This is a genomic window from uncultured Eubacterium sp., assembly GCF_934295145.1.
Lineage (GTDB): Bacteria > Bacillota > Clostridia > Lachnospirales > Lachnospiraceae > Eubacterium_I.
Genome location: NZ_CAKRAS010000014.1, coordinates 38,165 through 56,375 on the forward strand (window position 1 = coordinate 38,165; position 18,211 = coordinate 56,375).

General features: G+C 43.4%; 17 protein-coding genes. 8 read left to right on the plus strand and 9 right to left on the minus strand.

The annotated features are described in order from the left end of the window. Window position 1: 1 nt before the first annotated feature. Entirely contained in the window at window positions 2–169 is a 168-nt protein-coding gene (locus tag Q0I54_RS04420; RefSeq protein ID WP_296116767.1) for a hypothetical protein, read from the plus strand. A 193-nt stretch (window positions 170–362) separates the two neighbouring features. Here Q0I54_RS04420 and Q0I54_RS04425 read toward each other — a convergent pair whose 3' ends face one another. Beyond that, window positions 363–1,739, minus strand: a complete 1,377-nt coding sequence (locus tag Q0I54_RS04425) for an ATP-binding protein (RefSeq protein WP_296116770.1) — start codon at window positions 1,737–1,739, stop codon at window positions 363–365. 276 nt (window positions 1,740–2,015) lie between these two features. Next, window positions 2,016–2,576 (minus strand): TetR/AcrR family transcriptional regulator, encoded by a 561-nt coding sequence (locus Q0I54_RS04430; RefSeq protein WP_296116773.1) that lies wholly within the window; start codon window positions 2,574–2,576, stop codon window positions 2,016–2,018. Between the two features lie 344 nt (window positions 2,577–2,920). On the opposite strand from Q0I54_RS04430, the gene Q0I54_RS04435 reads away from it, so the two are divergent. Both Q0I54_RS04435 and Q0I54_RS04440 read left to right on the plus strand, forming a co-directional pair. Continuing rightward, entirely contained in the window at window positions 2,921–4,318 is a 1,398-nt protein-coding gene (locus Q0I54_RS04435; RefSeq protein WP_367270779.1) for a radical SAM protein, read from the plus strand. Window positions 4,319–4,345: 27 nt separating this feature from the next. Then, the gene (locus tag Q0I54_RS04440; RefSeq protein WP_296116777.1) at window positions 4,346–5,752 is read left to right on the plus strand and encodes a radical SAM protein; all 1,407 of its coding nucleotides are present in this window, start codon (window positions 4,346–4,348) and stop codon (window positions 5,750–5,752) included. 57 nt (window positions 5,753–5,809) lie between these two features. On the opposite strand, the gene Q0I54_RS04445 is transcribed toward Q0I54_RS04440, so the two are convergent. The 7 genes from Q0I54_RS04445 to Q0I54_RS04475 form a co-directional block, all read right to left on the minus strand. Beyond that, a complete protein-coding gene (locus Q0I54_RS04445; RefSeq protein ID WP_294901189.1) occupies window positions 5,810–6,244 on the minus strand; it encodes a V-type ATP synthase subunit K in 435 nt (144 codons plus the stop codon). 115 nt (window positions 6,245–6,359) lie between these two features. Further along, complete coding sequence (locus Q0I54_RS04450) at window positions 6,360–8,198, minus strand: V-type ATP synthase subunit I (protein WP_296116779.1); 1,839 nt, start codon at window positions 8,196–8,198, stop codon at window positions 6,360–6,362. Then, complete coding sequence (locus Q0I54_RS04455; RefSeq protein ID WP_296116781.1) at window positions 8,195–8,809, minus strand: V-type ATP synthase subunit D; 615 nt, start codon at window positions 8,807–8,809, stop codon at window positions 8,195–8,197. The genes Q0I54_RS04450 and Q0I54_RS04455 overlap by 4 nt, the downstream gene beginning before the upstream one ends. A 12-nt stretch (window positions 8,810–8,821) precedes the next feature. Further along, window positions 8,822–10,117, minus strand: coding sequence for a V-type ATP synthase subunit B (locus Q0I54_RS04460; protein WP_270367430.1), 1,296 nt, complete (start codon window positions 10,115–10,117; stop codon window positions 8,822–8,824). A gap of 12 nt (window positions 10,118–10,129) precedes the next feature. Beyond that, window positions 10,130–11,860 (minus strand): V-type ATP synthase subunit A, encoded by a 1,731-nt coding sequence (locus tag Q0I54_RS04465; RefSeq protein WP_296116783.1) that lies wholly within the window; start codon window positions 11,858–11,860, stop codon window positions 10,130–10,132. Window positions 11,861–11,918: 58 nt separating this feature from the next. Further along, complete coding sequence (locus tag Q0I54_RS04470) at window positions 11,919–12,440, minus strand: DUF2764 family protein (protein WP_296116785.1); 522 nt, start codon at window positions 12,438–12,440, stop codon at window positions 11,919–11,921. A gap of 12 nt (window positions 12,441–12,452) precedes the next feature. Beyond that, complete coding sequence (locus Q0I54_RS04475; protein WP_296116787.1) at window positions 12,453–13,013, minus strand: hypothetical protein; 561 nt, start codon at window positions 13,011–13,013, stop codon at window positions 12,453–12,455. A gap of 237 nt (window positions 13,014–13,250) precedes the next feature. On the opposite strand from Q0I54_RS04475, the gene Q0I54_RS04480 reads away from it, so the two are divergent. The 5 genes from Q0I54_RS04480 (at window position 13,251) to Q0I54_RS04500 (ending at window position 18,117) form a co-directional block, all read left to right on the plus strand. Continuing rightward, entirely contained in the window at window positions 13,251–14,006 is a 756-nt protein-coding gene (locus Q0I54_RS04480; protein ID WP_296116789.1) for a YlmH/Sll1252 family protein, read from the plus strand. Window positions 14,007–14,042: 36 nt separating this feature from the next. Further along, complete coding sequence (locus tag Q0I54_RS04485; protein ID WP_296116790.1) at window positions 14,043–15,428, plus strand: hypothetical protein; 1,386 nt, start codon at window positions 14,043–14,045, stop codon at window positions 15,426–15,428. Next, window positions 15,421–16,098: a DUF6320 domain-containing protein gene (locus Q0I54_RS04490; protein ID WP_296116792.1), complete on the plus strand. Its 678-nt coding sequence runs from the start codon at window positions 15,421–15,423 to the stop codon at window positions 16,096–16,098. Before Q0I54_RS04485 ends, Q0I54_RS04490 begins: the two co-directional genes overlap by 8 nt. 71 nt (window positions 16,099–16,169) lie before the next feature. Beyond that, on the plus strand, window positions 16,170–17,156 hold the full coding sequence (locus tag Q0I54_RS04495; protein WP_296116794.1) for an alpha/beta hydrolase: 987 nt from the start codon (window positions 16,170–16,172) through the stop codon (window positions 17,154–17,156). Beyond that, window positions 17,149–18,117 carry a radical SAM protein gene (locus Q0I54_RS04500; RefSeq protein WP_296116797.1) on the plus strand — a complete coding sequence of 323 codons (969 nt, stop codon included), beginning with the start codon at window positions 17,149–17,151 and terminating at the stop codon, window positions 18,115–18,117. Before Q0I54_RS04495 ends, Q0I54_RS04500 begins: the two co-directional genes overlap by 8 nt. Window positions 18,118–18,211: the final 94 nt, after the last annotated feature.

Here is an 18,211-nt window from a genome sequence, read left to right on the forward strand (position 1 = left end):
AATGGAAAACTATATAGTTATGATAATAGGAATTTTACTTTTGATAGTTGCTATTATCTGGATGCTCATAGAAAAAGCAAGTACCGGAGCATTTTTGATTTTGGCAGCTTTCAGTGGTGCCATGATTGAAGATGGTATTCACAGGATAAGAAAGAAGAAAGGAAAATGAAGTTTTTTGAGCTGAAGGTTTATAAATCAGGAACTGAAATCAGCGTGGTGGATAAAATCAATGTATTTTGACGAGGTACGAAATAATGAAAATTCGGTTCCAACCGAGTTAACCAAAACCGAATAAAAATATATCATCCCCCTTTTTATCTATGATGATGAAGTAAAGTACATAGATGAAAGGGGGACGTATGTTATCGGTATAATTCTTCCAAAGGAATCAGTATTCGGTTTTCTGCTTGTTCACAGACAAATCCTGATCTGGAAAAAAATCCATATTTATAGCATTCCAAGCCGGTCAGTGTAACCTGGTGGATTTCATTTTGAACCATGCTTTCAGATATTGGCTCTTTTCTGAATTTTGCTTCATAAAAAATATATCCGTTATCATCCAAGGTAACGATATCAAATTCACCATTTTTTCGTTCAACAGGATCGTCATAATAGTATTTCCCGATTTTTACAAAAATATCATCCATCATTCCTTTTCGATTTTGTCGAATCAGATATTGTTTGCAGACGTTTTCAAAAATTTTTGGAACATATTTTGTCTCGAAATCATTGGCAATATATTTGTCATAAAAAATGTCTGAATCCATAATGTTCATTCTTGATATATTTCTGAAAATATATTTGTAATAAAATAAGGACAGATTATCCGAAATAAAATATCCTGATTTTTTCCTGTTGTTTTCATCGTTGATGGGAGCTTCTTTTGCTACAACATCCATTCGCATTAATTTGTCAAGAATATCCACCAAAGCAGGGCCGCTTGAAACATTTGACTGGTCGAGAAGGTCTTTGTATTTGGAAAAACCTTTCGCAAGTGCTTCAAAAACTTCATTGGCATTTGTAATCTTTGATATTTCTGAATTTAGGTACATAGATACTTCATTTTCCAGTCTGGCTCCTGGAGAGGCGATAAGATCGATAATATTTTCCCTGACGCTTTTATGCGGATCAATTAATCTGTTATAGTACGGAATGCCGCCAAATACACTGTAAAGTCTGACCTTATCTTCATCGGAAAAAACAGAATAAAACAATGCAGAATCATAATAATCCATTGGTTTCAGATTGATGGTAAGATCAATTCTGCCATACAGCGGATTTTGTTTTGCCAGAAGCGCTTTCATGGTGTCCACATAGGAACCGCAAATAATAAATTTAATATTGGAAATATCTTTATAGTTATCAATGACAGATTGAAGGACACTGTCAAGTCCTTTTGCATTTTCGCGCAGGTAAGGATATTCATCTAAAACAAAGATCAGAGGTTCCTGTTCTGATTTTTTAAATAAAAATTGCAATAGATGTTCCATATCGTTAAATGCTGGTTTGGGGAAATCAAATGCTTCGCCGATCAATTCGGCCAGACTATCGACATTATTTTGTTCGGTGGTTTGCTTACATTCATAGTAAATACTTTTTATGTCGGCTTCTTTTAAAACCTGTTTGATCAGCTCACTTTTTCCGATACGTCTTCGCCCATAGATCAGGGAAATCATCTGACCCTTTGAATGAAACATAGAATTCAGTTTTTTTCGTTCCGTTTCTCTTCCATAGAACATGCGTTACCCTCCAATTGCCCGTCGAAAAATTAATATACTATAATAAGTATAATAAGTATTTACAAGGATGTCAAATTTTGTTCGGTTACAACCGAGTCAACCGTGATCGAATAAAAATATATAATAGAGGTACGTGCTATCATATTAAAAGGATTATGTTGCATGCGCAGATTAGGAATAGCACGTATAATGTGTGCTACTATGTAAATAGTTATCATTTCTTTGATTTTTTCACATATATAAAATTGTAACTAATACCATAATCAAGATTTACTTCTAAACCTCGTAAGCCGACGCCCCATTTTCCAGAAAACTCAGCCCATTCATCGTAATCCCCATCAGCAGTTTACCAACCTGCTCAATAGAAAGTTTATAATTACTGCACACCCAGTTCTCCAGAATACCAATCACTCCATTTGCCAGATATGCGTAGGAATAGTCCAGCATCGTTGTATCTGCATTCGGATAAATTTTCTGCCAGACACGCATACTGTTGTCATATCCAAGATACATCAGCTGTCTGATAAAGGAAGAATCTCCATGTGGTCCGATCAGCACCTGACAGAGATCACGGTTCTGATCAATAAGATGCAGGATATCATCAAACCAGTTGTCATTTGCAAGTGTCACTATAATATTTTCAAATAATTCATTCTGAATCTGCGTCAGCAGAGCATATACATCTTCATAATAAGAATAGAAGGTACTGCGGTTAATGTCTGCCATTTTACAAATATCTGTTACTGTGATCTTATTTAATGGTTTTTCTTTCAACAGGTCAAAAAGTGCCTGTCGAATCACCGATTTTGTATATTTTGTGCGGCGGTCTGTTGCCATTTTTTTTTCATCTCCTTTGGTCAATCGTCCTGAAAATTGTTAATTATCCAACAAAGTCAAGAAGAAGTGTGGGATAATTGACAGAAAAAATCAAATTGACGGTTGATATTTAACTTAATTTGATTATAATATACAAGAGTTAAAAATGCAACATGTGTTGTCAAAGACACGGTTGTTGTATAAGAAACAACTGTTATAAAATAGACACCTTTTTATAGTTATAGAAAAGAATCGTGTCTGTTTCACAAAATTGCTTAAATGTTTATATTTAGTAACAAACAGTAATCATATTGGTTAAAGGGAATAGGAAAGGAGAGCATATCGTGGCAAGTTTATCACATACTATGCAGAGAAAAGCGTTCAGTGCAGCAATTGATGTCGCATTAAAGAGACTGAACAAAGACAGAGAAAAAGGATTACTTCAGATCATCGATCTGGCTCAGAGATTCATGGGCGATAATTTCAAACCGGAAGCATATGAAGGGGCAAAAAAAATTGTTCAGAACCCAGATCACAAATGGATGAAATTCGTAAATACCATGCTGGATGAGTTAGATCCGAACGTGGCAAAAATGACAGCATTAAATCTTGGTTTTGAGGCTGCTTTTTATGGTACAAAAACAATCCGTAAAATGCGTGAGGTTCACCACTGCAATATTCCGTGGCTGATCCTTATGGATCCGACAAGTGCATGTAACTTAAGATGTACAGGATGTTGGGCTGCTGAGTATGGTTACAAGCTGAACCTTACATACGAAGAGTTAGATGACATCGTAACACAGGGTAAAGAGCTTGGTATCTACTTCTACATGTTTACAGGCGGAGAACCGCTGGTACGTAAAGCAGATATCCTGAAACTTTGTAAAAAACATCATGATGTAGCATTCCACAGCTTTACAAACGGAACACTGATCGATGAGGAGTTTTGTAAAGAAGTTCAGAAATTAGGAAACCTTTCCTTCTCTCTGAGTCTGGAAGGATTTGAGGAAGCAAACGATGGCCGTCGTGGTCAGGGTATCTTCCAGAAAGTTCTTGGAGCAATGGATCTGATGAAACGTTATGGTCTGTTCTTCGGAACATCTGTATGTTATACAAGAAAAAATATGGATGCAGTTACATCTGATGAGTTCTTTGATCTGCTGATCGAGCATGGATGCCGCTATTCCTGGTACTTCCATTATATGCCGGTTGGAAACGAAGCTGATGTAGAGTTGATGCCGACAATGGAGCAGCGTGAATACATCTACAAACGTATCCGTGAGGTTCGTGCTTTCGAAGGCGGAAAACCGATTATGCTCATGGACTTCCAGAACGATGGTGAGTTCGTAGGCGGATGTATCGCCGGTGGACGTAACTACTTCCACATCAACGCGAACGGAGATGCAGAGCCATGTGTATTCATTCATTATTCAGGAGCAAACATCCGTGAGAACACATTACTTGAGTGTCTGCAGCAGCCATTATTCATGGCATACAGAGACAACCAGCCGTTCAACGACAACATGCTCCGTCCGTGTCCGATGCTTGAGAACCCGGAGAAATTACAGGAGATGGTTCGTGAGACTGGTGCAAAATCTACAGACTTACAGTCTCCGGAGAGCGCAGAGCATCTTTGCGGAAAATGTGAGCCGTATGCAGCAGAGTGGAAAGAACATGCTGACAAGATCTGGGCAGAGCATCCATTCGTAAAGAAAGGATACAAGAACTACAAGAGTGAGATTGAAGGAACTGACGCAAACTAAGGACAGACTTACAGGAGGAATTGAAAGATGGACGTAAAACATGCTGCAGCTAGAAAGTCATTTGAACTGGCTTTTTCAGGAGTTTATAAATACATCAACAAAAACAAAGAAGAGAACCTGGTCAAACTGATGAACCTGGCACATAAAATTGCAGGAAAAAACTTCCCACAGTATTTCTGGGATAATGCAAATGAGGTTCTTGGTAATCCGGAGCAGAAATGGACACAGATGATCTATGATGCAATGGACAGACTTCATCCAAACATTGTAAAACAGCACGTATTAAACATGGGCTTTGAAGCTGGTCTGACAGGTTTCAAGAAAGTAAAAGAGAATCGTGAAAAATACGGATGTAACGTACCGTGGGTTATCCTGATGGATCCGACCAGTGCATGTAACCTGAAATGTACAGGATGCTGGGCAGCTGAGTATGGTCATCAGCTTCAGTTAAGCAATGAGGAACTTGACAGAATCATCACAGAAGCAAAAGAGCTTGGTATTCATTTCTTCGTATTAACAGGTGGTGAGCCGATGGTTCGTAAGAAAGATATCCTGATGCTTGCTGAGAAACACAACGATTGCGCATTCCATATCTTCACAAACGGAACACTGATCGATGAGGAGCTCTGCAAAGAAGTACAGAGACTTGGTAACTTATCTTTCGCACTGTCTGTAGAGGGATATGCAGAGACAAACGATGACCGTCGTGGACAGGGTGTATTTGAGAAAGTTATGCACGCTATGGATCTGATGAAAGAGCATGGTCTGTTATTCGGTACATCTATCTGCTACACAAGCAAAAACTATAAAGTAGTTACATCTGATGAATTCCTTCAGATGCTGGTAGATAAAGGAGCAATTCTTTCCTGGTTCTTCCATTACATGCCGGTAGGAAAAGATGCAAGTACAGATCTGCTTCTGACACCGGAACAGCGTGAGTACATGGTTGAGCGTGTTCGTTTCGTACGAAGCAGAAAATGCCCAATCAAACTTTTTACACTGGATTTCCAGAACGATGCTGAGTTCGTAGGCGGATGTATCGCCGGTGGTAAGAACTACTTACATATCAATCCGAACGGAGATGTAGAGCCGTGTGTATTCATTCACTACTCCAACATCAATATCAAAGAGCATTCCCTGCTTGAGTGCTTACAGCAGCCGCTGTTCATGCAGTATCATGACAATATGCCGTTCAATGACAACCAGCTTCGTCCATGCCCGATGCTTGAGAATCCGGAGATGATCAAGAAGATGGTAGAGGCTTCCGGAGCTCATTCTACTGATATGCAGGCAGAAGAGCCGGTTGACAGCCTGATCGCAAAGACAATTCCATACGCAGAGAACTGGAAACCAGTTGCTGACAGATTATGGAAAGAGCGTCAGGATGAAGTCGCTGAGGCAAGAAAAGAGCGTTTTGAAAAATACGGTGAGTAATCCGTAGAACTTAAAAAAGCCCGGATCGTAAGATCCGGGCTTATTTTATGCTCTTTTTTAGCCTAACAGCAGTAAGCTGAATACCAGTGTGAACAGTGCGACTGTCTCAACGATACCGATTACGATAAAGTAGTTTGCAGTACCTTTACCGGTTGATCCCAAAGCGTCTGCAGCTGCAGCTGCGCATTTGCCCTGGAATAATCCTGAAAGACCGATTGCAAGTCCGCCGAAGAGACCAACACCAAGTGCCAGACCTGCGTCTGCACCGCCAGTTACTGCGGATTTGATAAAGTTCATAAGAAGGAATCCGTAAATTGTCTGTGTCAGCGGCGCACCGGAAAATGCGATCATGATGAACGGTGCTGCTTTTCCGCTTGCGTAACACTTTTTCCAAGCTCCTACTGATGCCATTCCGGCAAATCCTGCACCAAATGCAGATCCTGCTGCTGATAAACCAAGTGCGGCTGCCATACCTATAAATGCGATATTCATAATAATTCTCCTTTTTTAAGCTGTTTTGATTCAGGAATGTTTTTATCATTCCTGTTGCAAGATGCATATCATGTAATCCATGACATAATCCGTAAGTGCATCTTTTGCAAATCTACTACTTTTTAATCTTTTTGTTAAGTTTAAATGGTTCGTATGCAATTCCTGTCCACTCCAGGCCTGCCTGTCCGGAAAACTCCAGAACGTTTAATCGAACGCCGTGTACAACGACGGAAAGGAAACACATGATAATGTTCAGTCCGTGTCCGATCAGTACGACCACAACGCCGAGAATGATGAGTGGGCCGTGGAAACCAGCTGCAATGCCGTTAAAACTCTGGGAGATGGCAAAGCCTGCCATGCCTACCGCAAACAGACGGATGTAACTCATTACATTACCGAAGCAGCTGATCGTATTTAAAAATACAGTAAATGCATCTGCAACACCACTTTTCAGACCCTGTCCAAATGTTTTGTCCGGGGACATGCCACCGAAGAGTACGACCAGGATAAATGCAACACCTACCATGGCGAAGATCGGTACGATATTAAGCTTCTGACCAATAACCAGATACAGAGATAACAGATACATGCCGATGACTGCAACCAGCCATCCAAGGTCTGCCACCCAGCTTAAGTTTTTCTCGCTCAGTTTCTTTTTAATAGAAATCAGACTTCCCAGTGCCATCTGGATTGCTCCGATGGTAAAGGAAAACTTCATGATGGCATTTTGCTGTGTCACAGCGCTTACACCGAAGTATTCCGGGTAGTTTGCAAACTGAGGAATGACCAGAGCCTTCAAGAAAGGCACATGCATTGCTTTTTCCATACCAAACCACGTACCTGTGACAGCACCCCATACGATAGTCGCAATGGAGAGAACCAGTAACAGATAAGTTGTAGTATTAAATTTCTTTGTTTTTGCTACCAGAGCGATCGTTGCGATCAGGATCAGGCAGCCGTAACCGGCATCACCGATGATCATTGCAAAGAACAGGGTGAAAAACAGGAAAAACCAGAGGGAGATATCAGACTCCCGATAACCCGGAAGGATTCCAAGGATATCAAATACCGGCTGGATCAGTCCGGACACTTTTCCGTATTTTACTTTGGTAGGAATATCTGCGTCATCCTCTGACACATCATCCATGGCCCATGCCCATTTATGCTCTGTTGCCGCAGCTTTAAATTTCGGAAGATCTGCCTCCGGAAGGTATCCGGAAATCCATACAAAATCTTCATCATTTTCTGCTGTTTCACTTGCAGAAGAATAGTTTTCTGCATTTTGCGCCTTCAGCATCTGAACCTGAAAACTTGCATCATAGATGCTGGATTTTTTTAGGATTTCTTCACATGCATCGATTTCAGTCCGGCAGTTTTTGATTTCTGCGGTCAGATCATCGATGCCTTTTTCCGGGAGGGTAAATTCTGCTGCCGGAATTGTGAGCGGAAGTGTTCCCAGTACTGCAACCGTGTGCATTTTGTCCACCGGGGTCAGCGCGATCATTTTGATCTCCGGATCCTGCAGTGCCATCTGGTATTCATTTTTACCAAGGCGGTAGAAGTGGAGATCATATCCATCTTCTTTGATGCGTTTTACCTCTTCCGGTGAAAAATTGCCCCATGACCGGATCCGTTCCAGCTCGGCATTGGCAGCACTGATTTCCTGTTCCAGGGAGGACTTTTTATCAAATGTGGTCAGCACATTCTGATACATTTCCTCAAATTCGGAATCGGAGAGAACCGGTGCGGGATCTTTTTTCTTCTTTTTATCCGACGCATAGTCCGTGAGAGCGGAAGCTGTCTTGGACAGCGTTGTAAAACGCTCTGCAACTGCGCGGTCCGGACTTTTCTTTTCTGCCAGATGTAAGAGCCCTAAGGATCGAAGCCCGTCGAGCATCTCGTCTTTTCGGGAGACGGATGACACGACGCAGACCATTTTCATTTTCTCTATCATTGTGCCGCCTCCACTAATTTTTTCTTTGAAATCTTTCCGCGGACAACAGCCGCTGTCTGCTGATCTCCAAGGAAGACACCGATCATGCGGATATTTTCCTTGGCTTCCGGAATCTTGACTTTTTCAAACAGGTTGACTCGCTGGGAAGTAGAGCGTAACTCTTTCTCCAGAAGTGCTTCCTGTTTGCGCAGTGTTGATACCAGAGCATCCAGACGTGCGATCTCGCGGAGTTTTATAATAGCAGTGTCCACCCACAGAGGATAGTCGTCCACATCATACTCGATGTCTTTGAAAGTTAGTTCCTGAAAAGCAGGAACGGTGACACCGGCGATGTTCTCATTCTTACAGATGACGGTATCCGGCTGAACCAGATAGTCCAGTTTTTTGCTTTCCTCGAAGATTTCGTTTTCAGCAAATACTGCAACCCAGTCATCCAGGTCACCGATCATCTGAGCACGCTCGACTTCCTTCTGTTCCAGGTCAGCTTTTGTCTTCGTGATCACGGCCTGCAGCTGTTGCTTTTTCAACTGCAGCGTAGGAAGATAACGCTGATACTGTTTCAGGCGGTCTTTCTGCAATTTCTGCTCATTTTTTGTAAGTTTGATAGCCATCAACTGCTCCTTTTAGTTTAATGCTTCTTTGTTTGGCCATCTCTCCTGCAGAAGACTTGTCTTCAAACCGGTTTCATTTGGCTCGAAGCATTCTGCAAGGATTTCCCAGCCAAGGTCAAGGGCATCTTCAAGTGGAATATTTACACTGAGGTCCATAAGTTTTGTCTCGAAAAGCTCACCATATTTCAGAAGCTTTTCATCCCAGTCGCTCATAAGGAATCCCATGGATTTCTTCTCCAGAGCTTCTTTATATTGAGAGTAAAGGCGGATCATACCATCCATGAGAGCACGGTGGTCATCTCTTGTCTTTCCATTTACATTCTGTTTCAGACGGGAGAGAGATCCAAATGGCTCAATGTGTCCGTTTTTCAGATAATACTGACCTTCTGTGATATAACCTGTGTTGTCCGGAACCGGGTGTGTAACGTCATCACCTGGCATTGTAGTAACACCGAGAATCGTAATGGATCCTGCACCTTCGATGTCAACGGCCTTCTCATAACGGGAAGCCAGACAGCTGTACAGATCGCCCGGATAACCACGGTTGGAAGGTACCTGTTCCATAGTGATCGCCATTTCTTTCTGTGCATCGGCGTAGTTTGTCATATCAGTAAGAAGCACCAGTACTTTCTTTCCATTTAATGCAAACTGCTCTGCAACAGCAAGTGCCATATCTGGAACCAGAGTACACTCTACCGTCGGATCAGAAGCAGTATGGATAAACATAACCGTATGGCTCATGGCACCGCCCTTTTCCAAAGTATCACGGAATGCCAGATAATCATCATATTTCAGTCCCATACCACCTAAAACAATGACATCTACTTCTGCCTGAAGTGCGATACGGGAGAGCAGTGCATTGTAAGGTTCTCCGGAGATAGAGAAGATTGGAAGTTTCTGACTCTCTACCAGTGTGTTAAATACGTCGATCATCGGGATACCGGTACGGATCATATTTTTCGGTAAAATACGTTTTGCCGGGTTGAAGGACGGTCCGCCGATCGGAATCATATTTTCTGTCAGCGCCGGACCGTGATCTCTTGGAACACCGGCACCGTCAAAGACTCTTCCAAGCAGGTGATCAGAGAAGGAAACCATCATTGGTCTGCCAAGGAAGCGGACCGGATCACTGGTTCCGACACCCTGTGCACCAGCAAATACCTGAAGGGACACCAGGTCTTTATCAAGTTTTATAACAGTCGCATAACTGTCACCTACGAGAGCCAGATCGCCCAGACGGACATCTTTTGCTCTGACCGTAACTACGTTACCGACGATTGATTCTATTTTTGTATATACTTTCTGCACGCTAACATCCTCCTACTCAACAGCTTTTGATTTGTAGAATTCTGAGATTTTCTTTTCCTGTGCGTAGAATTCCGGTGATTTGAATTCTGTACCGTGCCAGTCAAGGAATTCCTGTCTTAACTGGTTGAAGAAACCTCGGATCTCATTTTTGTCATCCAGATCATAGGATGCCATCAAAGCATCGTAAAGGACGCTGAATTCTTCCCGCTGTCTGTCCGGAGAGCATGCTGCATCGATCGGATCGAAAGAGTTCTGCTGCAGATATACAGAATCGAGAAGCTCACCTTTCTGATAAATAATGTAATCTTCTGCGGAAGTTCCTTCCTCACCGACTACCTTCATCATCTGGTTGATTTCATTTCCTCTGTGCAGAATGGAACGCGCTTCTTCCACACGGGTCATATCGACAACGCCGTCATATTTTGACCAGGAATCCATCGGATGGATCGCCGGGTATTTACGTGCATCAGAACGCTCTCTGGAAAGTCCGTGGAATGCACCAACTACCTTCAGGGTTGCCTGTGTAACCGGCTCCTCGAAGTTACCACCTGCCGGTGATACGGTACCACCGATGGTTACGGATGCGATCTTGCCGTTTTTCAGTCTTACTTTACCTGCACGCTCATAGAAAGAAGCGATAGTGGATTCAAGGTAAGCCGGGAAAGCTTCTTCACCAGGAATCTCTTCCAGACGTCCGGACATCTCACGCATTGCCTGAGCCCAGCGGCTGGTGGAATCTGCAAGCAGAAGAACATCCAGACCCATCTGTCTGTAATACTCAGCAAGTGTTACGGCTGTGTAGCAGGAAGCCTCTCGTGCAGCTACCGGCATGGAAGAGGTGTTACAGATAATGATCGTACGCTCCATCAGAGATCTGCCTGTTTTCGGATCTTCCAGTTCCGGGAATTCTTTTAAGATTTCTACAACCTCGCCGGCACGCTCACCACATGCGGCAACGATAACGATATCGGCTTCACCATTTTTTGCTTCCATATGCTGAAGAACCGTTTTTCCTGCTCCGAAAGGTCCCGGTACACAGAAGGTTCCGCCTTTTGCTACCGGAAGGAAAGAGTCGATACAACGAATCTGTGTTACAAGTGGTTCGTCCGGACGAAGTCTTTCATCGTAGCATTTTACAGCCTGTTTAATTGGCTGGGAAATAACCATGCTCAACTCTTTTTCCTCGCCATCCCCATTTTCAATAACGCAAATGGTTGCACGTACATGGTAAGAACCTTTTTCTTTGATTGATTTTACTTTCCAGTCATGGCCTTTCAGAGTGAATGGCACCATGATTTCATGTGTGAATAATCCTTCCGGAACACTTCCAATGGAGTCACCTGCCTCTACGGCATCACCGACTTTTACGGATGGGGTAAATTCCCATTCTCTGTCCGGAATCGGGTCAAGGTATACACCTCGCTCAAGGAAGAATCCGCACTGCTCGGCCAGATCCGGCAACGGATTCTGCAGACCGTCAAATACCTGTGTGAGCAGACCCGGTCCAAGTTCTACGCTCATCAGTTCACCGGTAAATTCTACTGGGTCTCCGACTTTAATGCCGTTTGACATCTCGTAGATCTGCATGCTGGCTACGCCGTTGTTGATTCGGATAACCTCGCCTTTTAAGCGTTTTCCGTCAACAAGGATATAACCAACTTCATTTTTATGAACGGAACCGTCGAAACTTACATTTGCCAGGTTCCCGTTAATACCAGTTACATATCCTGTTACTGTTTCCATTCAATTTTCTCCTGTTATTAATAGTTTTCCGTTTTATCAGTGAAGATGTGTATTTCTTCTATAACTGATAAACGCGCTGCTGCACCTGATCAAAAAGACGTTTGAATTCCTTTTTGCCTTTTTCCTGTACAAAACAGTTCTGGCGCTCCAGCAGTTTCAATTTCACCGCATACCCAAAGAGATATACATCGTCAAAGGTATGCAAACCTACCAGGGAATCAAGATTTTCAAATTCGTAATCCAGCAGGATCTTTTCGGCTTCCAGCGGATTCTTTGCTGCAAGCACCGTTCCAACTATCTGGGTGAGCACTGCATCCTTGTCGTAGGATTTTAAGTAGGCCCGTCCAAGGTTTGCGCTTCTCTGATAATTCAGTTCACTCATCAGGTTGTTATAAAAAACGGCCCAGTCTTTTAAGAGTGGCCCCTCATCAGAGGAGAGAGTGAGATTACTTAAAAATTCGTATTTTGATTCACTTACATTTGACTGGCACATGCCAAGAAACTCTTCATAGGAAAATGGCATATCACCGTCGGTCTTAAGGTCTGGCAGGCTGGATATCAGATAATAATATGAAGCCATAAGCACCTCCTGTTAGAAATCAAGATTTCTGAAGTATGGCATCAGCATCTGCATGATCTCATCATCGGAACAGTCAAAATAACCGGAACCATCCTTTGCTGACAGGCGGAAGCCTGCGCGTACGCCTTTGGCTGGTCTGATCTCGAGACCGTTTTTGATTTCTTCTGCAAGTTCTGCTTTCAGAGCATCACTTACTTCTGCAACTTCTACGGAATAACTATCTACCCCTTCGTCTGTAATAACAGCTTTGATCAGTTTCCCAAGTGCAGCATCCGAGAGATTGTCTTTCACTTTTGCAGAAAGAATTTTTTCAAATTCTGCTTTCACCTCGGTTTTAAATGCGAGTATCGCGTCACGTTTTGCCTGTTCTGCACTGATGGCAGCGCTTTCTTTCAGAATACCGATTTCTTTTTCTGAAGCTTCCTGTATACTTTTTGCTTCGGATTTTGCATCTGCGATAATGGCGTCTGCTTTTTTCTTAGCTTCTGAAATAATTGCTTCTGCTTCTGCATTGGCTGCGTCAATTCCGTCTTTGCGGATGGAGGAAACTAAGTCCTGAATCTGTAATTCCATACGTTCACTTCCCTTCTTGTATTGAAATTGTACTGAATAAAATACAATTTAGAACTCATTATAATATACAATGGTTTGACATGCAAGTGTTTTTTGAATAGTTTAAAATTAGACAATCTTACCAGTTATTATGCCGGAAATTGGATAAATTTTACAAAAATAGTGTTTTTTTTTAAGTACGCTTTTGGTATCCTCTTTTCTTGTGCAAAGAGATAGGCGTATGTTATACTTATTTTCATGAAAGAAAATGAAGAATTAAAGCGGCGGGTGCTGGATCTGGCAAACCGCTGTTATCAGCAAAATATTTATACGTTTTCCGGGTTTTTAAATGCAGCGGAGGTATCGGATGTATATGCCATGGAACGGGAACTTGATTTTGTACCATGGAAACTGTTTGGCGGCACGGAAGGCTGCGAGCGGCAGATACTGCGGTTCGGGTCAGAGGAAACTTTAGGGTATGAGGAGGAGTTTCCCATCAGCTGCGTGATGATCCGCCCTTTGGCGCCGAAATTCGCGGAGGAGTTAAGTCACCGTGATTTTTTAGGTGCATTGATGAATCTCGGAATAGAGCGGGATGTTCTTGGTGATATTATTGTCAGAGAGGCCACAGGTTATGTATTCTGTGAGGATGCAATGGCGGTCTATCTGGCGGAGCATATCAGTCAGGTGCGCCACACATCCATGATCACGGAGATCACAAAGGAATGCCCAAAGCAGGCGGAACCGCAGTTTGCGGAAGAAGAATTCGTGGTCAGTTCAAATCGTTGTGACGCAGTGGTGGCAAAGGCGTACAAACTGTCCCGCACCCAGAGTACGGACCTTTTCCGGGCAGGAAAAATATTTGTAAATGGCAGACAATACGACCGGAATAGTGGTATACTGAAAAGCGGAGATATTGTATCCGTGCGCGGATTCGGAAAATTTGTGTTCCGGGGCTTTTTGCAGGAGACCAAAAAAGGAAGGATCCGTGTGGGTATTGCCCGATATGTGTAAGCGCGTAATAATAAAACAGGGATGTAATTAGAATCTATGAGTAAAGAAGAAAAAAGACAGCTGAAAGCTGAGAAAAAACAGCAGAAAGCGCAGGAAAAGCAGGTGCGGAAAGAAGTCCGGTCTGCTTATAAGGAAACAAAGGGAGGCAAAGACCGTGAGATCAAGTGGGGAAAACTTGACAACACGGCGCATCTTTTTCCGGTTATTGCCGGGGAAGGCATGACAAATGTCTACCGTGTGGCGATCATTTTAAAAGAAGAGATACAGCAGGAACTGCTGCAGCAGGCCTTAGACATGGTACTGCCGAAATTTTCTGTATTTAACTGCAGACTGCGCCAGGGTATGTTCTGGTACTATTTTGAAGAAAATGGAAAAAAATCGCCGACGGTGCATGAGGAGCATACGTATCCGTGCCGTTACATTGACGAACATCGCAACCGGAGCTATCAGTTCCGTGTGACTTATTACGGATGCCGTATTAATCTGGAAGTATTTCATTCCCTGACGGACGGCAATGGCGCCTTAAATTTCCTGAAGGAGCTGACGTATCAGTATTTGCGTCTGTCTCATCCGGAGCTTGGTGAGAAGTATGGAAATCGGCTGCACAAGGACACTTCACTGAATACCGAAGACAGCTTTTTGCAGAATTATAAAAAGAGCCGGTTTGAAAAATCCTACAAATCGGAGAAAGCCTATATTTTAAAAGGCAGCATGTTCCCGGAAGGAAAAATGGGAATCATTCACGGACATATGCCGGTGGATGCGGTGAAACGTGCAGCGAAGAAATACGGTGCCACCATCAATGAATTTCTGGTATCGGTATTTATCTGGGCGATCTATCAGGAATATTTGAAAGGGATGCCGTCGAAGCGGCCGATCACCACAAGTATTCCGGTAAACCTGCGGCCGTATTTTAATTCCGTGACGACGAAAAACTTTTTCGTTATGGTTACGGCGACTTTTCATCCAAAGGCAGAAAACCAGTCATTTGAGGATGTCATCGGGGAAGTAAAAGAATCCCTGCGGGAGCAGATCACAAAAGAACATCTGGAGGATATTTTTTCCTATAATGTAACCGGAGAAAAAACCATGATCCTGCGGACCATCCCACTGGTATTTAAAAAAATCGGCATGAAATACATTTACAATATGGCGGCAAGTGCCAATACAGCTACCATCACAAACCTTGGAAATATTCAGGTGGCGCCGGAATACGAGGATTATGTGGATCATTTCAGTGTTATCCTGTCACGTTCCAAAGGACAGAATCTGAAAATGTGTCTGTGTTCTTATAAGGGTACGCTAACATCTACGATCTCATCTGTGATGAAAGATACGAAACTGCAGAAAGCATTTTACCGTTATCTGGTGGCAAATGATATTCCGGTAACAATAGAAAGTAATGGTGTGTATTATGAATAAATGTTGGAACTGCGGAGTGGAATTTATCGATCCGACTAACGTATGTCCACTTTGCAAATGTATTACGGAGCGAGACGGAGATGAGGCACTGGAAATGAAACCGACCTACCCGTTTCATCCGGACAAAGAGATAAAGAAAATTCAGATGGCACTGAGTATTTATACGTTAGCTGCCATCATTGCGGAGGCAATCCTGGTAATCGTTGATTTTCATGTGGGAGACCGGATCGGGTGGTCCATCATGACCGGAGCATGCCTCGTATACGCGTATATTACATTGAAATTTTCGATTCAGAAGCACAATGGGTATCAGTTTAAAATACTGTTGCAGACGCTACTTGGCGTGGCCGTCGTTACGCTGATCGATTTTTTGACAGGATTTTCCGGTTGGTCAGTAAACTATGTACTGCCGGCGGCCTTTATCCTGATCGATGTGACCATTATTGTACTGATGATCGTAAACAGCAGAAACTGGCAGAGTTATATTCCGATGCAGATGCTGATCATAGTACTGAGTGTTATACCATATATTTTACATCATTTTGGAATTTCCAGTGACAGTATCATGTGTCTGATCGCACTGTGCGTGGCCATTTTTGTGTTTATTGGCAGTGTGATCCTGGGAGGACGTCGGGCTGTAGATGAGTTGTATCGTCGTTTTCACGTATAGTATTGCCGGCATCTGAAATGCATTTTATATTCAAAGAGCAAAAAATAGTATCAGTAATAGGAGAAAAGTGAATGTTACAGACTGACAACAGTATTCGCGGAAAAGTAATGCGTGAATTGATCGCAAGAGTCGCATCCGACAATCTGATTGGAAGAAAGTTAAAAAGCGGCGAACTGCGCAAAAAGATGACAGAACCCGAGTGGAAAGTGCCGGAATTTTATAATCTGCGCGTGATTGAAGAGAAAAATTGCCGTCTGGAATTATTGGAGTGTGATATCAAAAATGAGCGCCTGGTGCTGCTTCAGCTGCACGGAGGTGGATATATCGGGGGCATGCGCAATGCGTACCGCAGTTTTGCGGGACTTTACAGTGAACTGGGCCGGGGCATGAGCGTTCTGACGGTGGATTACCGTGTGGCACCGGAGCATCCGTATCCGGCGGCACTGGAGGATGCTATCACCGGTTATAACTGGTTACTTCAGCAGGGCTGGCAGGAGCATGAGATCGTAGTTGCCGGAGATTCCGCCGGTGGCGGACTGGCGCTGGCACTTTGCATGTACCTGAAAAATCAGAACCGGAAGCTTCCAGCGGGGCTTATCTGCATGTCGCCGTGGACGGATCTCACCCAGTCCGGTGAATCTTACAATTTTAATTATGAAAGAGATCCGCTGTTTGGAAATACCAGAGACAGTCTGATCTACAGCAAAGACTATATTCAGGATGAAGATCCGACCAATCCGTATATTTCCCCACTTTATGGCAATTTCAGCGGCTTTCCGCCGATGCTGATCCAGGTGGGAAGTTACGAGATGCTGCTGAGTGATTCTGAGCTCGTGGCAGAAAAGGCAAAGCATGCCGGCTGTAAAGTACGGCTCAGTGTGTACGAGGGAATGTTTCATGTTTTCCAGATGGCGATGTTGATGATTCCAGAATCCAAGCATGCGTGGCAGGAGATTGGGCGTTTCTTAGAGATTATCGAGCATCATCTTCCGGCAGAGCATTTGGATGAGGAAGACAAGGAAATCGAGTCCAAATTTGGAGAAGTTGAATATGAATAAATTTACTGATTGCTGTCTGTGTCCGAGAAACTGCCATGTGGACCGGACACAGGGAAAAACAGGTTACTGTGGACAGACCGATCAGATACGTGCGGCACGGGCTGCATTGCATATGTGGGAGGAACCCTGCATATCCGGCGATGCGGGCTCCGGAGCCGTGTTTTTTTCGGGCTGTACCTTAGGCTGCGTGTTCTGCCAGAATCATTCCATTGCAGCAGGAAACGTGGGAAAAACAATTTCCACGGAGCGGCTGGCAGAGATATTTTTAGAACTTCAGGACCAGAACGCATGGAATATCAATCTGGTGACGGCAGGGCATTTTGCACCGCAGGTAGTCCGGGCTTTGGAGATTGCCAAGTTGCAGGGACTGCAGCTTCCAATTGTATACAATACATCCGGCTATGAAAAAGTCGAAACACTGCAGATGTTTGAAGGACTGGTGGATATTTATCTGCCGGATTTTAAATATCTGAGTGCAGAGATGGCCGCTACTTATTCTCATGCAGCGGATTATCCGCAGGTGGCGAAACTTGCGTTGCAGGAAATGGTGCAGCAGGTGGGAACTGCGCGGTTTGAGATGGTTTCTGGGAAAAACTCTGGGATAATCACAGATGAACTGTCTGTTGATGTGGATTACGGAGATAGCGATTTGGAACGAATGCTGTGCGGGGTAGTAGTTCGTCACTTAGTACTTCCGGGACATGTGGAAGAATCCAAGAAAGTGATCCACTATCTGTATGAGACATATGGAGACCGTATATATATCAGCATTATGAACCAGTATACGCCAATGCAGGGAATCGAGGTGCGTTATCCGGAACTTGGAAGAAAAATAACACCGCGGGAATATGATGAAGTCGTGGATTATGCGATTGAAATTGGGGTGGAAAATGGATTTATCCAGGATGGAGAGACGGCAGAGGAGAGTTTTATTCCGGAATTTGATATTTCCGGAATTTAAAATTCTTGTTTAGGGTGATTTGGAACAAGCAGAAACGAACTCCAACAAGAACCTGAAAAATTTTCTGTGACCACTGCGTCGCTTATTTCCGACC